This is a genomic window from Streptomyces sp. Root431, assembly GCF_001426585.1.
Taxonomy (GTDB): domain Bacteria; phylum Actinomycetota; class Actinomycetes; order Streptomycetales; family Streptomycetaceae; genus Streptomyces; species Streptomyces stackebrandtii.
In genome coordinates, this window is record NZ_LMEI01000007.1 from 758,996 (window position 1) to 776,091 (window position 17,096).

The following is a 17,096-nucleotide window of genomic DNA, read 5'->3' on the forward strand; positions in this document are numbered from 1 at the left end:
GTACCGCATGAACAGCACCCAAGCCCTCGGACGGTACGGGGAAGAGCTGGCGACCCGCCGGCTCACCGCGACCGGCATGCACATCCTCGCCCGCAACTGGCGCTGCGGCCGGGCCGGAGAGATCGACATCGTCGCCCGCGACGGCGACACCCTCGTCATCTGCGAGGTCAAGACCCGACGCCACGGCACCTACGAACACCCCATGGCCGCCGTCACCCCCACCAAGGCCGAGCGCCTCCGCCGCCTCGCCGCCTGCTGGCTCGACCGCACCGGCACCCCCGCCCCCGCCGGCGGCATCCGCATCGACCTCGTCGGCATCGTCCTGCCCCACAAGGGCGCCCCCGTCCTCACCCACGCCCAAGGGGTGGCCTGATGGGATTCGCCCGCACCTGCTCCGTCGCCCTCGTCGGCGTCGAAGGCGTCGTCGTCGAAGTCCAGGCCGACCTCGAACCGGGCGTCGCCGCCTTCACCCTCGTCGGCCTCCCCGACAAAAGCCTCAGCGAGAGCCGCGACCGCGTCCGCGCCGCCGTCGTCAACTCCGGCGCCGAATGGCCCCAGAAGAAACTCACCGTCGGACTCAGCCCCGCATCCGTCCCCAAGAGCGGCAGCGGCTTCGACCTGGCCGTCGCCGCCGCCGTCCTCGGCGCGGCCGAGCGCGTCGACCCCCGCACCATCGCCGACCTCGTCCTCATCGGCGAACTCGGACTCGACGGACGCGTCCGCCCCGTCCGCGGCGTCCTGCCCGCCGTCCTCGCCGCCGCAGACGCCGGATACCGCCAGGTCGTCGTCCCCGAACAGACCGCAGGCGAAGCCGCACTCGTCCCCGGCGTCTCCGTCCTCGGCGTCCGCACCCTCCGCCAACTCATCGCCGTCCTCACCGACGAACCCGTCCCCGACGAGGAACCCACCGAGGAAGGACGACCCGACGCCATGCTCGCCGGACTCCTCGTCCCCGGCGCCGGCATCGGCTCCGGACTCGCCGCCGACCCCACCGAAGGACCCGACCTCGCCGACGTCGCCGGCCAGCACCGGGCCCGCCAGGCCCTGGAGATCGCCGCCGCCGGCAGCCACCACCTCCTGCTCTCCGGCCCTCCCGGCGCCGGAAAAACCATGCTCGCCGAACGACTCCCCGGCATCCTCCCGCCCCTCACCCGACAGGAATCCCTCGAAGTCACCGCCGTCCACTCCGTCGCCGGCATCCTCCCGCCCGGCGAACCCCTCGTCCGCCGCGCCCCCTACTGCGCGCCCCACCACTCCGCGACCATGCAGTCCCTCGTCGGCGGCGGCAACGGCCTCCCCAGGCCCGGCGCCGTCTCCCTCGCACACCGCGGCATCCTCTTCCTCGACGAAGCACCCGAGTTCTCCGGCAAGGTCCTCGACGCACTCCGCCAGCCCCTCGAATCCGGACACGTCGTCATCGCCCGCGCCGCCGGAGTCGTCCGCCTCCCCGCCCGCTTCCTCCTCGCCCTCGCCGCCAACCCCTGCCCCTGCGGACGCCACACCCTCCACGGCGCCGGCTGCGAATGCCCCGCCTCCCTCATCCGCCGCTACCAGGCCCGCCTCTCCGGCCCCCTCCTCGACCGCGTCGACCTGCGCGTCGAGGTCGAACCCGTCACCCGCGCCGACCTCCTCGGACAAGGCGGACGAGGCGAAAACACCGCCACCGTCGCCGCCCGCGTCCACGAAGCCAGAGCCCGCGCCACCGCCCGCCTCGCCGACACCCCCTGGAACGTCAACAGCGAGATCCCCGGACACGAACTCCGTACGCGCTACCTCGCCGCACCCGGCGCCCTCGCCGCCGCCGAACGCGACATCGAACGCGGACACCTCACCGCCCGCGGCCTCGACCGCGTCCTCCGCGTCGCCTGGACCGTCGCCGACCTCGCCGGACACGACCGGCCCGACAGCACGGACATCGCCCTCGCCCTCGAAATGCGCACCGGCATCGCCCGCGGCGTACCCGTCGCAGCGGGGGAGCGCACATGACCGGCCACGACACCCCGGAAAGCGCCGGGAGCACTGGGAGCGCTGGGGCCGCGCACGCCGCGGACGAGCGCCTCGCACGCGCCGCCCTCACCCGAGCCGTCGAACCCGGCGACGAACACGCGGGCCGCTGGCTCCGCCACTTCGGAGCCATCGGCTTCCTCGACCGCCTCCTCCACCCCGGCGACGACCCCTTCCCCGGCACCGGAGCGAAACGCGTCGACAGCTGGCGCCGACGCGCCACCGCCGCCGACCCCGCCCGCGACCTCGACACCATCCACCGGCTCGGCGGACGCTTCCTCATCCCCGGCGACACCGAATGGCCCCGTCAACTCGACGACCTCGGCCCCACCCGCCCCCTCGGCCTCTGGATCAGAGGCCCCGCCGACCTGCGCACCTGGGCCCTGCGCTCCGTCGCCCTCGTCGGAGCCCGCGCCTGCACCCCCTACGGCGCCCACATCGCCGCCGACCTCGCCACCGGCCTCACCCGACAGGGCTGGGTCGTCGTCTCCGGAGCCGCCTACGGCATCGACGGCGCCGCCCACCGCGGCGCCCTCGCCGCCGAAGGAGCCACCGTCGCCGTCCTCGCCTGCGGCGTCGACACCCCGTACCCCCGAGGCCACGCCGGACTCATCGGCCGCATCACGGAACAAGGACTCGTCGTCGGAGAACTACCGCCCGACAGCCACCCCACACCCAGCCGATTCATCCTCCGCAACCGCGTGATCGCCGCCCTCACCCGCGGCACCGTCGTCGTCGAAGCCCAGCACCGCAGCGGCTCCCTCGTCACCGCCCGGGCCGCCGCCCGCCTCGGCCGTCACACCATGGGCGTCCCCGGCCCCGTCACCAGCACCCTCTCCGCCGGCGTCCACGAACTCCTCCGGGGCGACGCCACCCTCGTCACCGACGCACAGGAGATCGTCGAACTCGTCGGCGACATGGGCGAACTGGCCCCCGCCCGCCGCGGCCCCGTCCTCCCGCGCGACCTCCTCGCACCCGCCACCGCACACATTCTCGAAGCCGTCCCCGCCCGCGGCCCCACCCCCACGACCGTCATCGCCCGCCGAGCCGGCACCACCCCCGACGACACCCTCGCCAAGCTGTACGAACTGCATTCCCTCGGCTTCGTCGAACGGCACGGCGAAGGCTGGCGGTTGACGAACACGGCCACACACGGGTCGAACGCGCGGCGAGGCGATACTTGACCTGGCGCATTCGGGTGACAGGGTGAAGCCGATGAGCAACCGAGTTCTCTCGGCCGGATCCGAGGGGTCGACACGCGCCACGACCCGGGTTCGAAGATGTGGCCGACGGTGTCCACCCGGACCGGCGCGATCCACCGATGTTCGCGCACCGCGACTGCGCACTCACGCTACGCTCACCAGGATTCCCCACAGGACACCCCCGACGACACACCCGACAGCAGAACGGCTCAAGGCAACGCATGCCCCAGCACACCTCCGGGTCTGACCGCGCTGCGGTGCCCCCAGCAGCCCGGGGCACCGTGCGACCACCCGCACCGACCTCCCTCGACGAGCTGTGGCGGTCGTACAAGGACACCGGCGACGAACGGCTGCGGGAGCAGCTGATCCTGCACTACTCGCCGCTCGTCAAGTACGTCGCGGGACGGGTCAGCGTGGGGCTGCCGTCCAACGTGGAACAGGCCGACTTCGTCTCCTCCGGGGTCTTCGGCCTCATCGACGCCATCGAGAAGTTCGACGTCGAGCGCGCCATCAAGTTCGAGACGTACGCGATCACCCGCATCCGCGGTGCCATGATCGACGAACTCCGCGCCCTGGACTGGATCCCGCGCTCCGTCCGCCAGAAGGCGCGCAACGTCGAGCGCGCCTACGCGACCCTCGAAGCCCAGCTCAGGCGCACCCCCTCCGAGAGCGAAGTCGCCGCGGAGATGGACGTCACACTGGAGGAACTACACGCGGTTTTCAGCCAGTTGTCCCTGGCGAACGTGGTCGCCCTGGAGGAGCTGCTGCACGTCGGCGGAGAGGGCGGCGACCGCCTCTCCCTGATGGACACCCTGGAGGACACGGCGGCGGACAACCCCGTCGAGGTCGCCGAGGACCGCGAGCTGCGCCGCCTGCTCGCCCGGGCGATCAACACGCTCCCCGAGCGGGAGAAGACCGTCGTCACGCTCTACTACTACGAGGGCCTCACGCTGGCCGAGATCGGCAACGTCCTCGGCGTCACGGAGAGCCGCGTCAGCCAGATCCACACCAAGTCGGTCCTCCAGCTCCGCGCCAAGCTGGCCGACGTCGGACGCTGAGCCGTCCGTGGCCGGTCGTACAGTGGAGCCGTGCCCAGGATTCGAGCGGCCTCCGTGGCCGAGCACCGGACGATGCAGCGAGGCGCCCTGCTGGACGCCGCGCGTTCCCTGCTGTCCGAGGGCGGTACGGAGGCGTTGACCTTCCCCGCACTCGCCGAGCGCACGGGCCTGGCCCGCTCCTCGGTGTACGAGTACTTCCGTTCGCGCGCGGCCGTCGTCGAAGAGCTCTGCGCCGTCGACTTCCCCGTCTGGGCCGCCGAGGTCGAGACCGCCATGGCCGGCGCCGATACGCCCGAGGGCAAGGTCGAGGCGTACGTCCGCACCCAGCTGGCCCTGGTCGGGGACCGACGCCACCGGGCGGTCGTCGCGATCTCGGCGAGCGAACTCGACGACGGCGCCCGCGAGAAGATCCGCGCGGCCCACGGCGGCCTCGTCGCCATGATCGTCGAAGCCCTCGCCGCCCTGGGCCAGCCCGAGCCCCGCCTGGGCGCCATGCTCCTCCAGGGCGTCGTCGACGCGGCCGTCCGCCGCATCGAACTCGGCGCGGCGGAGGATCCCACGGCCATCGCGGAAGCAGCGGTCACCATGGCCCTCCACGGCGTGGCCGGCCCCCGCACCTGACCCGTCGGAGGGGGCCCGCCCCCTCCCCCCCCGCCCCCTCCCCCCCGGCCCCCGCCCCTCGTGTGTCCGTGGCTCATCCGCCCAGGGGTAGCAGGCGGGACGGGGGTCTGTTCGTCAGGGTGAGGGGGTTCAGGTAGGTGTCGCCGCGGAGGAGGCCCCAGTGGAGGCAGGCTCGGGGGCAGTGGGTGTTCGGGGCGACGCGGGCCACGGGGGTGCCGGCGGTGACCCGGGTGCCTGCTGTGACCAGGGGGGTCACGGGGGAGAAGGTCGTGCGCAGTGGGGGAGTGCCCGTGCCCGGGAGGGTGAGGGTGAGGACCCCGCGGCCGCCGACCGGGCCCGCGAAGGTGACCGTGCCCGCGGCCGGGGCGAGCACCGGGGTGTCGGGCGGGGCCGCCAGGTCGACGCCGCGGTGACCGCGGGCGTACGGGCCCGGCGGGGGCTGCCAGCCGCGCAGGATCTCGGGCGGGGGCGGGCCCACCGGCCACAGCAGGCCGAGGGTCAGGAACAGGGTCATGAGGTGCATGGGGGAAGGCTCCCCCGGGTGACCGGTTCGCGGGGGTCGGGGACGGTATCTGTGGACTACTCGGCGGTTGTGGACAGTGCCGTCACCCGTCGCTCCCAGGGTCCCGTACACTTCCTATGGCGACTCGGGTCACCGGGTCGACTTCGCACGCCCCGCCATAACCCTCACCGGTCGTGGCAGCGCCTTTCGGTCCCTTGTGGGCATGGCGCGCCGGGGCGTCAGGAATACAACCGAGAAACCCAAGGAGATACGGCCATGGCCGTCGTCACGATGCGGGAGCTGCTGGAAAGCGGCGTCCACTTCGGTCACCAGACCCGTCGTTGGAACCCGAAGATGCGTCGCTTCATCTTCACGGAGCGCAACGGCATCTACATCATCGACCTGCTCCAGTCGCTGTCGTACATCGACCGCGCCTACGAGTTCGTCAAGGAGACCGTCGCCCACGGCGGCTCCATCATGTTCGTCGGTACGAAGAAGCAGGCCCAGGAGGCCATCGCCGAGCAGGCGACGCGTGTCGGCATGCCGTACGTCAACCAGCGTTGGCTCGGTGGCATGCTCACCAACTTCTCGACCGTCTACAAGCGTCTGCAGCGCCTCAAGGAGCTCGAGCAGATCGACTTCGAGGACGTCGCCGCTTCCGGTCTCACCAAGAAGGAGCTTCTCGTGCTCTCGCGCGAGAAGGCCAAGCTGGAGAAGACCCTCGGTGGTATCCGCGAGATGTCCAAGGTGCCCAGCGCCGTCTGGATCGTGGACACCAAGAAGGAGCACATCGCCGTCGGCGAGGCGCGCAAGCTCAAGATCCCGGTCGTCGCGATCCTCGACACCAACTGTGACCCCGACGAGGTCGACTACAAGATCCCGGGCAACGACGACGCGATCCGCTCCGTCACCCTGCTCACCCGCGTGATCGCCGACGCCGTCGCCGAGGGCCTCATCGCCCGCTCCGGCGCCGCGACCGGCGACTCGAAGCCGGGCGAGAAGGCCGCCGGCGAGCCCCTCGCCGAGTGGGAGCGCGACCTGCTCGAGGGTGAGAAGAAGGCCGACGACGCCGAGGTCCAGACCTCCGCCGAGACCGAGAAGGTCGCGGACGCCGAGGCTGCCGACGCCGCCGAGGTCGTCGCCGAGGCCGAGGTCGTCGCCGAGGCTCCGGCCACGGACGCCGAGCAGGCCTGACCCTTCAGGACCTTCGGGTAGTGACGGCGGGGGCCCACGAAGCCCCCGCCGTCCACCCGTGGACCCGCCCGATCTTTCAGACTTCGAGAGAGAAACAGACTCATGGCGAACTACACCGCCGCTGACGTCAAGAAGCTCCGCGAGCTCACCGGCGCCGGCATGATGGACTGCAAGAAGGCCCTCGACGAGGCCGACGGCAACGTCGACAAGGCCGTCGAGGCCCTGCGCATCAAGGGCCAGAAGGGTGTCGCCAAGCGCGAGGGCCGCTCCGCCGAGAACGGCGCCGTGGTCTCCCTCATCGCCGACGACAACACCTCCGGTGTCCTCGTCGAGCTGAAGTGCGAGACGGACTTCGTCGCCAAGGGTGACAAGTTCCAGGCCGTCGCCAACCAGCTCGCCGCTCACGTCGCCGCCACCGCCCCGGCCGACATCGCCGCGCTGCTCGCCTCCGAGATCGAGGCCGGCAAGACCGTGCAGGCGTTCGTCGACGAGGCCAACGCCAACCTCGGCGAGAAGATCGTCCTGGACCGCTTCGCGCAGTACGCCGACGGCTTCGTCTTCGCGTACATGCACCGCACGATGCCGGACCTCCCGCCGCAGATCGGTGTCCTCGTCGAGTTCGACAAGGCCGACGCCGCCGTCGCCAAGGGTGTCGCCCAGCACATCGCCGCCTTCGCGCCGAAGTACCTCACCCGTGAGGACGTCCCGGCCGAGGTCGTCGAGACCGAGCGTCGCGTCGCCGAGGAGACCACCCGCGCCGAGGGCAAGCCCGAGGCCGCGCTCCCGAAGATCGTCGAGGGTCGCGTGAACGGCTTCTTCAAGGACGCGACGCTGCTCGGTCAGCCGTACGCCCTTGACAACAAGAAGTCCGTCCAGCAGGTCCTGGACGAGGCCGGTGTCACCCTGAAGCGCTTCACGCGCATCAAGGTCGGCATCTGAGTCCGTCCGCGAACGCGACGGACACCGGACCCCGGTAGGGTCTGAGGCAGTCGTCCGCCCCCGCGCAGGACGACCGCAGATCTGACGAGGAGGCCATTGCCGTACGGGATACCGCGAGGACCCAAGGCAATGGCCTCCTTCGTATGTGCACGAGGAGATCTCCATGAACCAGGGCGCCGTACAGGGCGACGACAACAACGGCAAAAAGGCCGGCCGCTACATGCTGAAGCTGTCCGGAGAAGCCTTCTCCGGCGGTACGGGCCTGGGCGTCGACCCCAATGTCGTGCACGCCATCGCGCGTGAGATCGCGGCGGTCGTACGCGACGGCGCGGAGATCGCGGTGGTGATCGGCGGCGGCAACTTCTTCCGTGGCGCTGAGCTCCAGCAGCGCGGCATGGACCGGGCCCGCTCCGACTACATGGGCATGCTCGGCACCGTGATGAACTGCCTCGCCCTCCAGGACTTCCTGGAGAAGGAGGGCATCGACTCGCGCGTCCAGACCGCCATCACCATGGGCCAGGTCGCCGAGCCGTACATTCCGCTGCGCGCCGTGCGCCACCTGGAGAAGGGCCGCGTGGTCATCTTCGGCGCGGGCATGGGCATGCCCTACTTCTCCACCGACACCACCGCGGCCCAGCGTGCCCTGGAGATCGACGCCGAGGCCCTGCTCATGGGCAAGAACGGCGTGGACGGGGTCTACGACTCCGACCCGAAGGCCAACCCCAACGCGGTCAAGTTCGACGCGCTGGAGTACGGCGAGGTGCTCTCCCGCGACCTCAAGGTCGCCGACGCCACCGCCATCACCCTGTGCCGGGACAACAAGCTCCCGATCCTCGTCTTCGAACTGCTCACCGAGGGCAATATCGCTCGCGCGGTGAAGGGTGAGAAGATCGGCACGCTCGTGAGCGACCAGGGCACCCGGGCCTGACACCCGAACCGGGAACCGCCCCGCAAGGGGATGGACAGAGCCCTGCCGGTCGTACCCACCGTGCAGGACACAACGCGACGACACGCAGGAGCATGTGGTGATCGAAGAGACCCTCCTCGAGGCCGAGGAGAAGATGGAGAAGGCCGTCGTGGTCGCCAAGGAGGACTTCGCCGCGATCCGCACCGGCCGTGCGCACCCGGCGATGTTCAACAAGATCGTGGCGGACTACTACGGTGCCATCACCCCCATCAACCAGCTTGCGTCGTTCTCCGTTCCGGAGCCGCGCATGGCCGTGGTGACCCCGTTCGACAAGAGCGCGCTGCGCAACATCGAGCAGGCGATCCGCGACTCGGACCTCGGCGTCAACCCGAGCAACGACGGCAACATCATCCGGGTGGTGTTCCCCGAGCTGACCGAGGAGCGCCGCCGGGAGTACATCAAGGTGGCCAAGGGCAAGGCCGAGGACTCGAAGATCTCGATCCGCGCCGTGCGCCGCAAGGCCAAGGAGTCCATCGACAAGCTCGTCAAGGACGGCGAGGTCGGCGAGGACGACGGCCGTCGCGCGGAGAAGGAGCTCGACGACACCACCGCGAAGTACGTCGCGCAGGTGGACGAGCTGCTCAAGCACAAGGAAGCCGAGCTGCTCGAGGTCTGATGAACGACTCTTCCTGGGGGGCCCCGGGCGGCATCGGCCGCCGGGGACCCCACCAGGGGCCTGCCCCGGCGGGTCCCGCAGACGATCGGCATCACGCGGCGCAGACTCGGCCCATGCCCATCGTGCCCGACGTTCCCGCCGGCGGATTCCAGGACGGTCACGGCCGGGGGGCCGCTCACCAGAGCGGTCCCCTGTTCCGTGACGAGACGCCGCACGAGCACCCGCAGGAGCCCATGTCCAGCCCCACCCCGCCTCCGCCGCCCGCGCCGACGGCGCCACGGCAGAAGAAGAGCGCGGGGCGCGACCTGGGCGCGGCCATAGGGGTCGGGGTCGGTCTCGGCGCCGTCATCGTCGCCTCGCTGTTCATCTGGAAGCCGGCGTTCGTCGGAGTGATAGCGGTCGCCGTCGTCGTCGGTCTGTGGGAGCTCACCTCCCGCCTCCAGGAGCGCAAGGCCATCAAGGCTCCGCTGGTGCCGCTCGCGGTCGGCGGAGCGGCGATGGTCGTCGCCGGTTACGTCCGGGGTCCCGAGGGCGCCTGGGTGGCGATGGCGCTGACGGCGCTGGCCGTGCTCGTCTGGCGGATGACGGAGCCCCCCGAGGGCTACCTGAAGGACGTCACGGCGGGTGTGTTCGCCGCGTTCTACGTGCCGTTCCTGGCGACGTTCGTGGCGATGCTGCTCACCGCGGACGACGGTCCGCAGCGGGTGCTGACGTTCCTGATCCTGACGGTGGTCAGCGACACCGGGGCGTACGCGGTCGGCTGGCGCTTCGGCAAGCACAAGCTGGCGCCGAGGATCAGCCCCGGCAAGACCCGCGAGGGTCTCGTCGGCGCGGTGGCCTTCGCGATGGCGGCGGGCGCGCTGTGCATGGAGTTCATGATCGACGACGGGTCCTGGTGGCAGGGTCTGCTGCTCGGTCTCGCGGTGGCGGCGAGTGCGACGCTCGGTGACCTCGGCGAGTCGATGATCAAGCGTGATCTCGGCATCAAGGACATGGGCACGCTGCTCCCGGGACACGGCGGCATCATGGACCGGCTTGACTCGTTGCTGCCGACGGCGCCGGTGGTGTGGTTGCTGCTGGCGTTGTTCGTCGGGACGAGCTGACCGGCCGGTCGGTTTCTTCCGTCGGAAGGTGTTGACGGACAGCGGGTACTCTGGAAGGGCTCGTGGCGCGTGCGCCGCGGGCCCTTCCGTCGTCCTCGCCACCGTGAGGGCGCTCCAGTGAGGTCTCCTGGCTTCGGCATCGTCATGCCGCGCTTCCCGCCGACGCGGGGCTGTCCGGACCTCGTGCCGTCTGAGGAGACACCCGATCGTGGCCCGTCCAGTGCCCGGAGAACTCACTTTCATCGCCCCCAAGGGAGCCAAGAAGCCGCCGCGGCACCTGGCCGACCTGTCGCCCGCCGAGCGGAAGGAAGCGGTCGCCGCGATCGGCGAGAAGCCGTTCCGTGCCAAGCAGCTGTCCCAGCACTACTTCGCGCGGTACGCGCACGACCCGGCGCAGTGGACCGACATCCCGGCGGCCTCGCGGGAGAAGCTGGCCGGGGAGCTGCTGCCCGACCTGATGTCCGTGGTGCGGCACATCTCGTGCGACGACGACACGACCCGTAAGACGCTGTGGCGGCTGCACGACGGCACGCTCGTCGAGTCGGTGCTCATGCGTTACCCGGACCGGGTGACGATGTGCATCTCCTCGCAGGCCGGCTGTGGCATGAACTGCCCGTTCTGCGCGACCGGGCAGGCGGGGCTCGACCGGAACCTGTCGACCGCCGAGATCGTGCACCAGATCGTGGACGGCATGCGGTCCCTGCGGGACGGGGAGGTGCCCGGGGGACCGGCGCGCCTGTCGAACATCGTGTTCATGGGCATGGGCGAGCCGCTCGCGAACTACAAGCGGGTCGTCGGCGCGATCCGGCGGCTCACGGACCCCGAGCCGGACGGCCTGGGGCTCTCGCAGCGCGGGATCACCGTGTCCACGGTCGGTCTCGTGCCGGCGATGCAGCGCTTCGCCGACGAGGGCTTCAAGTGCCGCCTCGCGGTCTCGCTGCACGCTCCCGACGACGAGCTGCGCGACACCCTGGTGCCGGTGAACACGCGCTGGAAGGTGCGCGAGGTCCTCGACGCCGCCTGGGAGTACGCGGAGAAGTCGGGGCGCCGGGTCTCCATCGAGTACGCGCTCATCCGCGACATCAACGACCAGGCGTGGCGCGGTGACCTCCTCGGCCGGCTGCTGAAGAACAAGCGGGTGCACGTCAACCTGATCCCGCTGAACCCGACGCCCGGTTCGAAGTGGACGGCGTCCCGTCCGGAGGACGAGCGGGCGTTCGTCGACGCCATCGCCCGCCACGGCGTTCCGGTGACCGTCCGGGACACCCGTGGCCAGGAGATCGACGGTGCCTGTGGACAGCTCGCGGCCTCCGAACGCTGACCTTGTACTCTGAGCTCGAACACATCTCCATATTCCGACAGGGGAGCGCCACAGCGCTGAGAGTGCGGTGACCGTAGACCGCAGACCCTCTGAACCTTGCCCAGGTCATTCTGGGTAGGAAGTTCGGTCGTTAACTCAAGCTGTTGCGCCCTGCCCGCGTCCGGTTCCGCCGGCCGCGGGCGGGGCCGCGTCTCTTCCTGGTCATACCCAGGAGGAATCTCAGTGAGCACCACCACGTCCATGAGCACCAGGAAGATGGCCGCCGTCGCGCTCGTCGCGGCGCTGGGTGTCACCACCCTCGCCGCCTGCGGCACCGAGTCCGGTGCCAAGGGAGAGGCGGGCAAGACCGGCAAGCCCGTCTCGAAGACCGTGACCCTCGTGAGTCACGACTCCTTCAACGCCTCCAAGGAGGTGCTGGCGGAGTTCACGAAGCAGACCGGTTTCACGGTCAAGGTCCTCAAGGCCGGCGACGCGGGCGAGGCCGTCAACAAGGAGATCCTGACCAAGGGCTCCCCGCAGGGTGACGTCTTCTTCGGTGTGGACAACACCCTGCTTTCCCGCGCTCTCGACAACGGGATCTTCGTCCCGTACGAGGCGAAGGGCGTGGACCGGATCCCGGCCGCGTACCGCCTCGACAAGGAGCAGCGGGTCACGCCGATCGACTCCGGTGACATCTGCGTCAACTACGACAAGAAGTACTTCGCGGACAAGAAGCTGGCGCCGCCGCAGACCTTCGACGACCTGGCGAAGCCGGCGTACAAGGACCTGCTCGTCGTCGAGAACCCCGAGCGGTCCTCCCCGGGCCTCGGCTTCCTCCTCGGTACGGCCGCGAAGTACGGCGATGGGGGTACCTCCCAGGGCGAAGCCTCTGGGGGAGGCTGGCAGGGCTACTGGACGAAGCTGAAGGCCAACGGCGTGAAGACCGTCGACAGCTGGGAGCTCGCCTACAACCAGGAGTTCTCCGGTTCGGCCGGCGGCAAGCAGGCCAAGGGCGACCGGCCGCTCGTCGTGTCGTACGCCTCCAGCCCGCCGGTCGAGGTGCTGTACGGCGAGCCGCAGCCGAAGGTGGCGCCGACCGGGGTGTCCACCGGCACCTGCTTCCGGCAGATCGAGTTCGCGGGCCTGCTGAACGGGGCGAAGAACCCCGAGGGCGGCAAGGCGCTGATCGACTTCCTGATCTCGAAGAAGTTCCAGGACGACATGCCGCTCCAGATGTTCGTCAACCCGGTCGCCGAGGACGCGACGCTGCCGGAGCTCTTCACGAAGCACGGTGTGGTCGTCGACAAGCCGGAGACCATGGCGCCCGAGAAGATCGCCGAGAAGCGTGACCCGTGGATCCAGCAGTGGTCGTCGCTCGTCCTGAAGTAGTGCGGGGCCGGGGCGACCTCAAGGGGAGCGCGACGCGGCTGGGGCTGATGGCCCTGCCCGTCGCGTTCTTCGGGGTCTTCTTCGCCTGGCCCGTCGTGTCGATCGTCGACCGGGGGCTGCGGCCCGACGGCGTCTGGCGGTTCGGCCGGATCGGCGAGACGCTGAGCCGGCCGGACGTCCTCGACGTGCTCGGCTTCACCGTGTGGCAGGCGCTGGCCTCCACCGGTCTCACCCTGCTCGTGGCGCTGCCCGGCGCGTACGTCTTCGCGCGCTTCGACTTCCCGGGCAAGGGCGTGCTGCGGGCCGTGGTCACGGTGCCGTTCGTGCTGCCGACCGTCCTCGTCGGCACGGCCTTCCTGGCGGTCGTCGGCCGCGGCGGTCTGACGGACGAGCTGTGGGGGCTGCGGCTCGACACCAGCGTGTGGGCGATCCTCCTCGCGCACGTCTTCTTCAACTACGCGGTCGTCATCCGGACCGTCGGCGGCCTCTGGTCGCAGCTCGACCCGCGGCAGGAGGAGGCCGCGCGGGTCCTCGGCGCCTCGCGGTGGACGGCCTGGCGGACGGTGACCCTGCCCGCGCTCGTGCCGGCGGTGTCGGCGGCCGCCCTGATGGTCTTCCTCTTCACCTTCACCTCCTTCGGTGTCGTGCAGATCCTCGGCGGGGACGCGTACTCCACCCTGGAAGCCGAGATCTACCGGCAGACCGCCCGGCTGCTCGACCTGCGGACGGCCGCCGTCCTCACGCTCGTCCAGTTCGCCGCGGTCGGGGCGATCCTGGCCGTGCACGCCCGGACGGTTCGCAGGCGGGAGACCGCGCTGCGGCTCGTGCCGCCGGAGACGACCGCCCGCCGGCCGCGCGGGATCGGGCAGTGGGCGCTGCTCGCGGGCGTCCTCGTCTCCGTGGCGCTGCTGATCCTGCTGCCGCTCGGCGTGCTCGTGGAGCGCTCCTTCGCCGGGCCGCACGGCTACGGGCTCGGCTACTACCGGGCGCTCGGCTCGCTCGACGAGTCCGGCACCTTCCTCGTACCGCCGCTGGAGGCGATCGGGAACTCGCTGCGGTACGCGGTGGCCGCCACCGCCATCGCGGTGCTGATCGGCGGGCTCGCGGCGGCGGCGCTCACCCGGCGGGCAGGCCGGCTCGTGCGGGGTTTCGACGCGCTGCTGATGCTGCCGCTCGGGGTCTCGGCGGTCACCGTTGGCTTCGGGTTCCTCATCACGCTCGACGAGCCGCCGTTCGACCTGCGGGCCAGCTGGATCCTCGTACCGCTCGCACAGGCCCTGGTCGGCGTCCCCTTCGTCGTACGGACGATGCTGCCGGTGCTGCGGGCGGTCGACGAGCGGCTGCGGGAGGCGGCGGCCGTCCTCGGCGCGTCGCCGTGGCGGGCCTGGCGGGAGGTGGACCTGCCGCTGGTGCGGCGGGCTCTGCTGATCGCCGCCGGGTTCGCCTTCGCCGTCTCGCTGGGCGAGTTCGGCGCGACCGTCTTCATCGCCCGGCCGGACAGCCCGACGCTGCCGGTGGCGGTGGCCCGGCTGCTCGGGCGGCCCGGCGAGCTCAACTACGGGCAGGCGATGGCCCTCTCGACGATTCTGATGGTGGTGTGCGCGGTGTCCCTGCTCCTGCTCGAACGGCTGCGCACCGAGCGGACCTCCGGGGAGTTCTGATGCTTTCGATCCAGGAGGCGACCGTACGGTTCGGGGAGCGGGCCGCGCTCGACGCCGTGGACCTGGAGGTCGCCGAGCACGAGATCGTGTGCGTGCTCGGCCCCAGCGGCAGCGGCAAGTCGACGCTGCTGCGGGTCGTCGCCGGGCTCCAGGCGCTGGACGGCGGCCGGGTGCTGCTCGGCGGCGCCGACCAGGCGGGGGTGCCGGTGCACCGGCGGGGCGTCGGGCTGATGTTCCAGGACCACCAGCTGTTCCCGCAGCGGGACGTCGGCGGCAACATCGCCTTCGGGCCGCGGATGCGGGGCGCGGCCAAGGCCGAACAGGCGGAGCGAGTACGGGAACTGCTCGACCTCGTCGGGCTGCCGGGGGCCGAGCGGCGCTCGGTGTCCGCGCTCTCCGGCGGCGAGCAGCAGCGGGTGGCGCTGGCCAGGGCGCTGGCGCCGCGGCCCCGGCTCCTCATGCTGGACGAGCCGCTCGGCCAGCTCGACCGCGGGCTGCGGGAACGGCTCGTCGTCGAGCTGCGGCAGCTCTTCGGGCGGCTCGGGACGACCGTTCTGGCCGTCACCCACGACCAGGGCGAGGCCTTCGCGCTCGCCGACCGGGTCGTGGTGATGCGGGACGGGCGGATCGCCCAGTCGGGCGCGCCCGTCGAGGTGTGGTCGCGGCCGGCCTCGGAGTTCGTGGCCCGTTTCCTCGGCTTCGACAACGTGGTGGCGGCGCGGGTCGCCGGCACGGCCGCGGAGACCGCGTGGGGGAAGGTCCCGGTGCCGGAGGGCTCGCCGCAGGGGGAGCGTCGGCTCCTCGTCCGGCCGGGCGGGGTGCGGCTCCTCCCGGCGACACCGTCGGTGTCACCGGCGTCCCCGGAGTGGACCGTCGAGTCGCGGACCTTCCGCGGCGACCGCGTCGCGGTACGGCTCCGGCCGGCGGACGGGCCGCCGCTGGAGGCGGAGTTCCCGCTGAGCGAGGCGCCGGAGGAAGGGGCCCGGGTGGACGTGGGCTTCGCGGTCGAGGACGTCGTGGTGCTGGGCGACTGACCCGGAGTACGGGGGCCTGGGCGCGCCCGGCCAGGACACGGCTCAGCAGACGGTGCACGCCGCCTGGGCGCCCGTGCCGGTCCCCTTGCCCAGGATCGCGTACCCGAGCGAGGGTCCGGTGAGGGCGGCCAGGGCGGCGCCCGCCGCGTACAGCAGCGACCAGGTGAGCGCGGCGGAACCGGCCCACGACGGCCAGCGGGCCAGGAGTGTCTTCGGTGTCATGCCCCGAGCCTTCCGGCGGGAGGCCATCGGGCGCGTCCGTCGGCAGTCGGGTCGGGCTCCGCCACGCGGCGGAGCTCTTCCCGCCGTGCGGCGGAGGCGCGCCTACGCCTTCGCGAGTCGTTCCAGTGCCTCCGGGGCCTCGTCGATCGAGTCGACGAGGGCGATCCGGGGCGCCATCGGGCGGCCGGCGGCGAGGGCTTCCAGGAGGGGCCAGGCCGGGAGGCGTTCGGTCCAGTGGGCGCGGTCGACCAGGACCATGGGGGCGGGGGCGCCCAGGGAGCCGTAGTAGTTCGGGGTGGCGTTCGTGAAGATCTCCTGGACCGTGCCCGCCGCGCCCGGCAGGAAGACGACGCCCGCCGTGGAGCGGGCGAGGAGGCCGTCCTCGCGGAGGGCGTTGGCGAAGTACTTGGCGATGTGGCCGGCGAAGGCGTTCGGCGGCTCGTGGCCGTAGAACCAGGTGGGGATGCCGACCGAGTCGCCGCCGCGCGGCCACCGGTCCCGCACCGCGAAGGCGGCGCGGGACCACTCCGTCACGGAGGGGGTGAACGACGGGGCGGCGGAGAGGAGGGAGAGGGCCTCGGGCAGGGTCTCGTCGGGGAACGGGGCCAGGTACGCGCCGAGGTTCGCCGCCTCCATGGCGCCCGGTCCGCCGCCGGTCGCCACGGTCAGGCCGGCGCGGGCCAGCGACCTGCCGAGCCGGGCGGCGCCCGCGTACGCCTCCGTGCCCCGGCCCATCGCGTGCCCGCCCATCACGCCGACGACCCGGGCCCCTTCGAGGAGTTCGTCGAGGGCGTCGGAGACGGCGTCGTCGTGGAGCGAGCGGAGCATCGAGGAGAAGATGTCGCCGTCGGCCCGGGTCCGCCCGAACCAGGCGTACGCGAGGGCGTCCGGCGTCGACGCGTATCCGGCGGCGGTGATGCCGTCGTAGAGCTCCTCGGGGGAGTAGAGCCCCGAACGGTACGGGTCGAACGGCAGGTCGGGTACGGGCGGGAAGACGAGCGCCCCGTCGGCGCGCACCTTCGCCGCCGCCTCCGGCTCCATGGGGCAGCCGAGGAAGACGGCGCCGGCCGCGGAGGCGGAGAGCAGGGCGAAGCCGCGGTCGGTCAGGTCGACGGACTGGACGCGGAGCCCGGCGAGCGCGCCGGGCAGGGCCATGGCCGCGTCGAACTCTTCGAGCGTGTGGATCTCGTGCCCGCGCCCGCGCGGACCGGGCGGCCGGTGTGCAGGAGGAGGCGTCGCCATGGGCCCACGATAGGGGCCGCCCGCCGATCGGGCGCGCGGGCC

The 17,096-nt window shown here is 71.6% G+C and carries 17 protein-coding genes and 1 riboswitch; of the genes, 14 read left to right on the forward strand and 3 right to left on the reverse strand.

What is annotated here, in order from left to right; all coding sequences use genetic code 11:
- Positions 1 to 7 precede the first annotated feature (7 nt).
- The 5 genes from ASC82_RS10660 (at position 8) to ASC82_RS10680 (ending at position 4,885) form a co-directional block, all read left to right on the forward strand.
- Positions 8 to 373, forward strand: coding sequence for a YraN family protein (locus ASC82_RS10660; protein ID WP_056644549.1), 366 nt, complete (start codon positions 8 to 10; stop codon positions 371 to 373).
- Positions 373 to 1,986: a YifB family Mg chelatase-like AAA ATPase gene (locus tag ASC82_RS10665; protein ID WP_056644552.1), complete on the forward strand. Its 1,614-nt coding sequence runs from the start codon at positions 373 to 375 to the stop codon at positions 1,984 to 1,986. The genes ASC82_RS10660 and ASC82_RS10665 overlap by 1 nt, the downstream gene beginning before the upstream one ends.
- Complete coding sequence (dprA, locus tag ASC82_RS10670) at positions 1,983 to 3,188, forward strand: DNA-processing protein DprA (RefSeq protein ID WP_056644555.1); 1,206 nt, start codon at positions 1,983 to 1,985, stop codon at positions 3,186 to 3,188. The genes ASC82_RS10665 and dprA overlap by 4 nt, the downstream gene beginning before the upstream one ends.
- Before the next feature lie 239 nt (positions 3,189 to 3,427).
- Complete coding sequence (gene whiG, locus ASC82_RS10675) at positions 3,428 to 4,264, forward strand: RNA polymerase sigma factor WhiG (RefSeq protein ID WP_056644559.1); 837 nt, start codon at positions 3,428 to 3,430, stop codon at positions 4,262 to 4,264.
- A 54-nt stretch (positions 4,265 to 4,318) separates the two neighbouring features.
- Positions 4,319 to 4,885, forward strand: coding sequence for a TetR/AcrR family transcriptional regulator (locus tag ASC82_RS10680; RefSeq protein ID WP_079039185.1), 567 nt, complete (start codon positions 4,319 to 4,321; stop codon positions 4,883 to 4,885).
- 73 nt (positions 4,886 to 4,958) lie between these two features.
- Here the strand turns inward: ASC82_RS10680 and ASC82_RS10685 are convergent, their stop codons facing one another.
- Positions 4,959 to 5,408 (reverse strand): M23 family metallopeptidase, encoded by a 450-nt coding sequence (locus ASC82_RS10685; protein WP_056644560.1) that lies wholly within the window; start codon positions 5,406 to 5,408, stop codon positions 4,959 to 4,961.
- A gap of 255 nt (positions 5,409 to 5,663) precedes the next feature.
- Here ASC82_RS10685 and rpsB point away from each other — a divergent pair, with 255 nt between their 5' ends.
- The 9 genes from rpsB (at position 5,664) to ASC82_RS10730 (ending at position 15,590) form a co-directional block, all read left to right on the forward strand.
- Positions 5,664 to 6,581 (forward strand): 30S ribosomal protein S2, encoded by a 918-nt coding sequence (rpsB, locus tag ASC82_RS10690; RefSeq protein WP_056644561.1) that lies wholly within the window; start codon positions 5,664 to 5,666, stop codon positions 6,579 to 6,581.
- Positions 6,582 to 6,683: 102 nt separating this feature from the next.
- Positions 6,684 to 7,520 (forward strand): translation elongation factor Ts, encoded by an 837-nt coding sequence (gene tsf / locus ASC82_RS10695; protein ID WP_056644563.1) that lies wholly within the window; start codon positions 6,684 to 6,686, stop codon positions 7,518 to 7,520.
- A 163-nt stretch (positions 7,521 to 7,683) separates the two neighbouring features.
- Entirely contained in the window at positions 7,684 to 8,448 is a 765-nt protein-coding gene (gene pyrH, locus ASC82_RS10700; RefSeq protein ID WP_024755673.1) for a UMP kinase, read from the forward strand.
- Positions 8,449 to 8,545: 97 nt separating this feature from the next.
- On the forward strand, positions 8,546 to 9,103 hold the full coding sequence (frr, locus tag ASC82_RS10705; protein ID WP_024755672.1) for a ribosome recycling factor: 558 nt from the start codon (positions 8,546 to 8,548) through the stop codon (positions 9,101 to 9,103).
- A complete protein-coding gene (locus tag ASC82_RS10710; protein WP_079039186.1) occupies positions 9,103 to 10,206 on the forward strand; it encodes a phosphatidate cytidylyltransferase in 1,104 nt (367 codons plus the stop codon). Before frr ends, ASC82_RS10710 begins: the two co-directional genes overlap by 1 nt.
- 208 nt (positions 10,207 to 10,414) lie before the next feature.
- Positions 10,415 to 11,527 (forward strand): 23S rRNA (adenine(2503)-C(2))-methyltransferase RlmN, encoded by a 1,113-nt coding sequence (gene rlmN, locus ASC82_RS10715; RefSeq protein ID WP_024755670.1) that lies wholly within the window; start codon positions 10,415 to 10,417, stop codon positions 11,525 to 11,527.
- A gap of 29 nt (positions 11,528 to 11,556) precedes the next feature.
- Positions 11,557 to 11,666, forward strand: a riboswitch (TPP riboswitch).
- Positions 11,667 to 11,767: 101 nt separating this feature from the next.
- Positions 11,768 to 12,895: a thiamine ABC transporter substrate-binding protein gene (locus ASC82_RS10720; protein WP_056644965.1), complete on the forward strand. Its 1,128-nt coding sequence runs from the start codon at positions 11,768 to 11,770 to the stop codon at positions 12,893 to 12,895.
- Positions 12,896 to 12,942: 47 nt separating this feature from the next.
- On the forward strand, positions 12,943 to 14,556 hold the full coding sequence (locus ASC82_RS10725; protein ID WP_056644968.1) for an iron ABC transporter permease: 1,614 nt from the start codon (positions 12,943 to 12,945) through the stop codon (positions 14,554 to 14,556).
- Positions 14,556 to 15,590, forward strand: a complete 1,035-nt coding sequence (locus tag ASC82_RS10730; protein ID WP_056644567.1) for an ABC transporter ATP-binding protein — start codon at positions 14,556 to 14,558, stop codon at positions 15,588 to 15,590. Before ASC82_RS10725 ends, ASC82_RS10730 begins: the two co-directional genes overlap by 1 nt.
- A 42-nt stretch (positions 15,591 to 15,632) precedes the next feature.
- On the opposite strand, the gene ASC82_RS10735 is transcribed toward ASC82_RS10730, so the two are convergent.
- The gene (locus tag ASC82_RS10735) at positions 15,633 to 15,812 is read right to left on the reverse strand and encodes a hypothetical protein (RefSeq protein ID WP_056644569.1); all 180 of its coding nucleotides are present in this window, start codon (positions 15,810 to 15,812) and stop codon (positions 15,633 to 15,635) included.
- A 102-nt stretch (positions 15,813 to 15,914) separates the two neighbouring features.
- Positions 15,915 to 17,054: an LOG family protein gene (locus tag ASC82_RS10740; RefSeq protein WP_056644575.1), complete on the reverse strand. Its 1,140-nt coding sequence runs from the start codon at positions 17,052 to 17,054 to the stop codon at positions 15,915 to 15,917.
- Between the last annotated feature and the right edge of the window lie 42 nt (positions 17,055 to 17,096).

Coding starts and splice junctions, on each gene's coding strand:
- ASC82_RS10660 (WP_056644549.1), top strand. CDS start 8: ATGAACAGCACCCAAGCCCTCGGACGGTACGGGGAAGAGCTGGCGACC.
- ASC82_RS10665 (WP_056644552.1), top strand. CDS start 373: ATGGGATTCGCCCGCACCTGCTCCGTCGCCCTCGTCGGCGTCGAAGGC.
- dprA (WP_056644555.1), top strand. CDS start 1,983: ATGACCGGCCACGACACCCCGGAAAGCGCCGGGAGCACTGGGAGCGCT.
- whiG (WP_056644559.1), top strand. CDS start 3,428: ATGCCCCAGCACACCTCCGGGTCTGACCGCGCTGCGGTGCCCCCAGCA.
- ASC82_RS10685 (WP_056644560.1), bottom strand. CDS start 5,408: ATGCACCTCATGACCCTGTTCCTGACCCTCGGCCTGCTGTGGCCGGTG.
- rpsB (WP_056644561.1), top strand. CDS start 5,664: ATGGCCGTCGTCACGATGCGGGAGCTGCTGGAAAGCGGCGTCCACTTC.
- tsf (WP_056644563.1), top strand. CDS start 6,684: ATGGCGAACTACACCGCCGCTGACGTCAAGAAGCTCCGCGAGCTCACC.
- pyrH (WP_024755673.1), top strand. CDS start 7,684: ATGAACCAGGGCGCCGTACAGGGCGACGACAACAACGGCAAAAAGGCC.
- ASC82_RS10710 (WP_079039186.1), top strand. CDS start 9,103: ATGAACGACTCTTCCTGGGGGGCCCCGGGCGGCATCGGCCGCCGGGGA.
- ASC82_RS10720 (WP_056644965.1), top strand. CDS start 11,768: ATGAGCACCAGGAAGATGGCCGCCGTCGCGCTCGTCGCGGCGCTGGGT.
- ASC82_RS10725 (WP_056644968.1), top strand. CDS start 12,943: ATGGCCCTGCCCGTCGCGTTCTTCGGGGTCTTCTTCGCCTGGCCCGTC.
- ASC82_RS10730 (WP_056644567.1), top strand. CDS start 14,556: ATGCTTTCGATCCAGGAGGCGACCGTACGGTTCGGGGAGCGGGCCGCG.
- ASC82_RS10735 (WP_056644569.1), bottom strand. CDS start 15,812: ATGACACCGAAGACACTCCTGGCCCGCTGGCCGTCGTGGGCCGGTTCC.
- ASC82_RS10740 (WP_056644575.1), bottom strand. CDS start 17,054: ATGGCGACGCCTCCTCCTGCACACCGGCCGCCCGGTCCGCGCGGGCGC.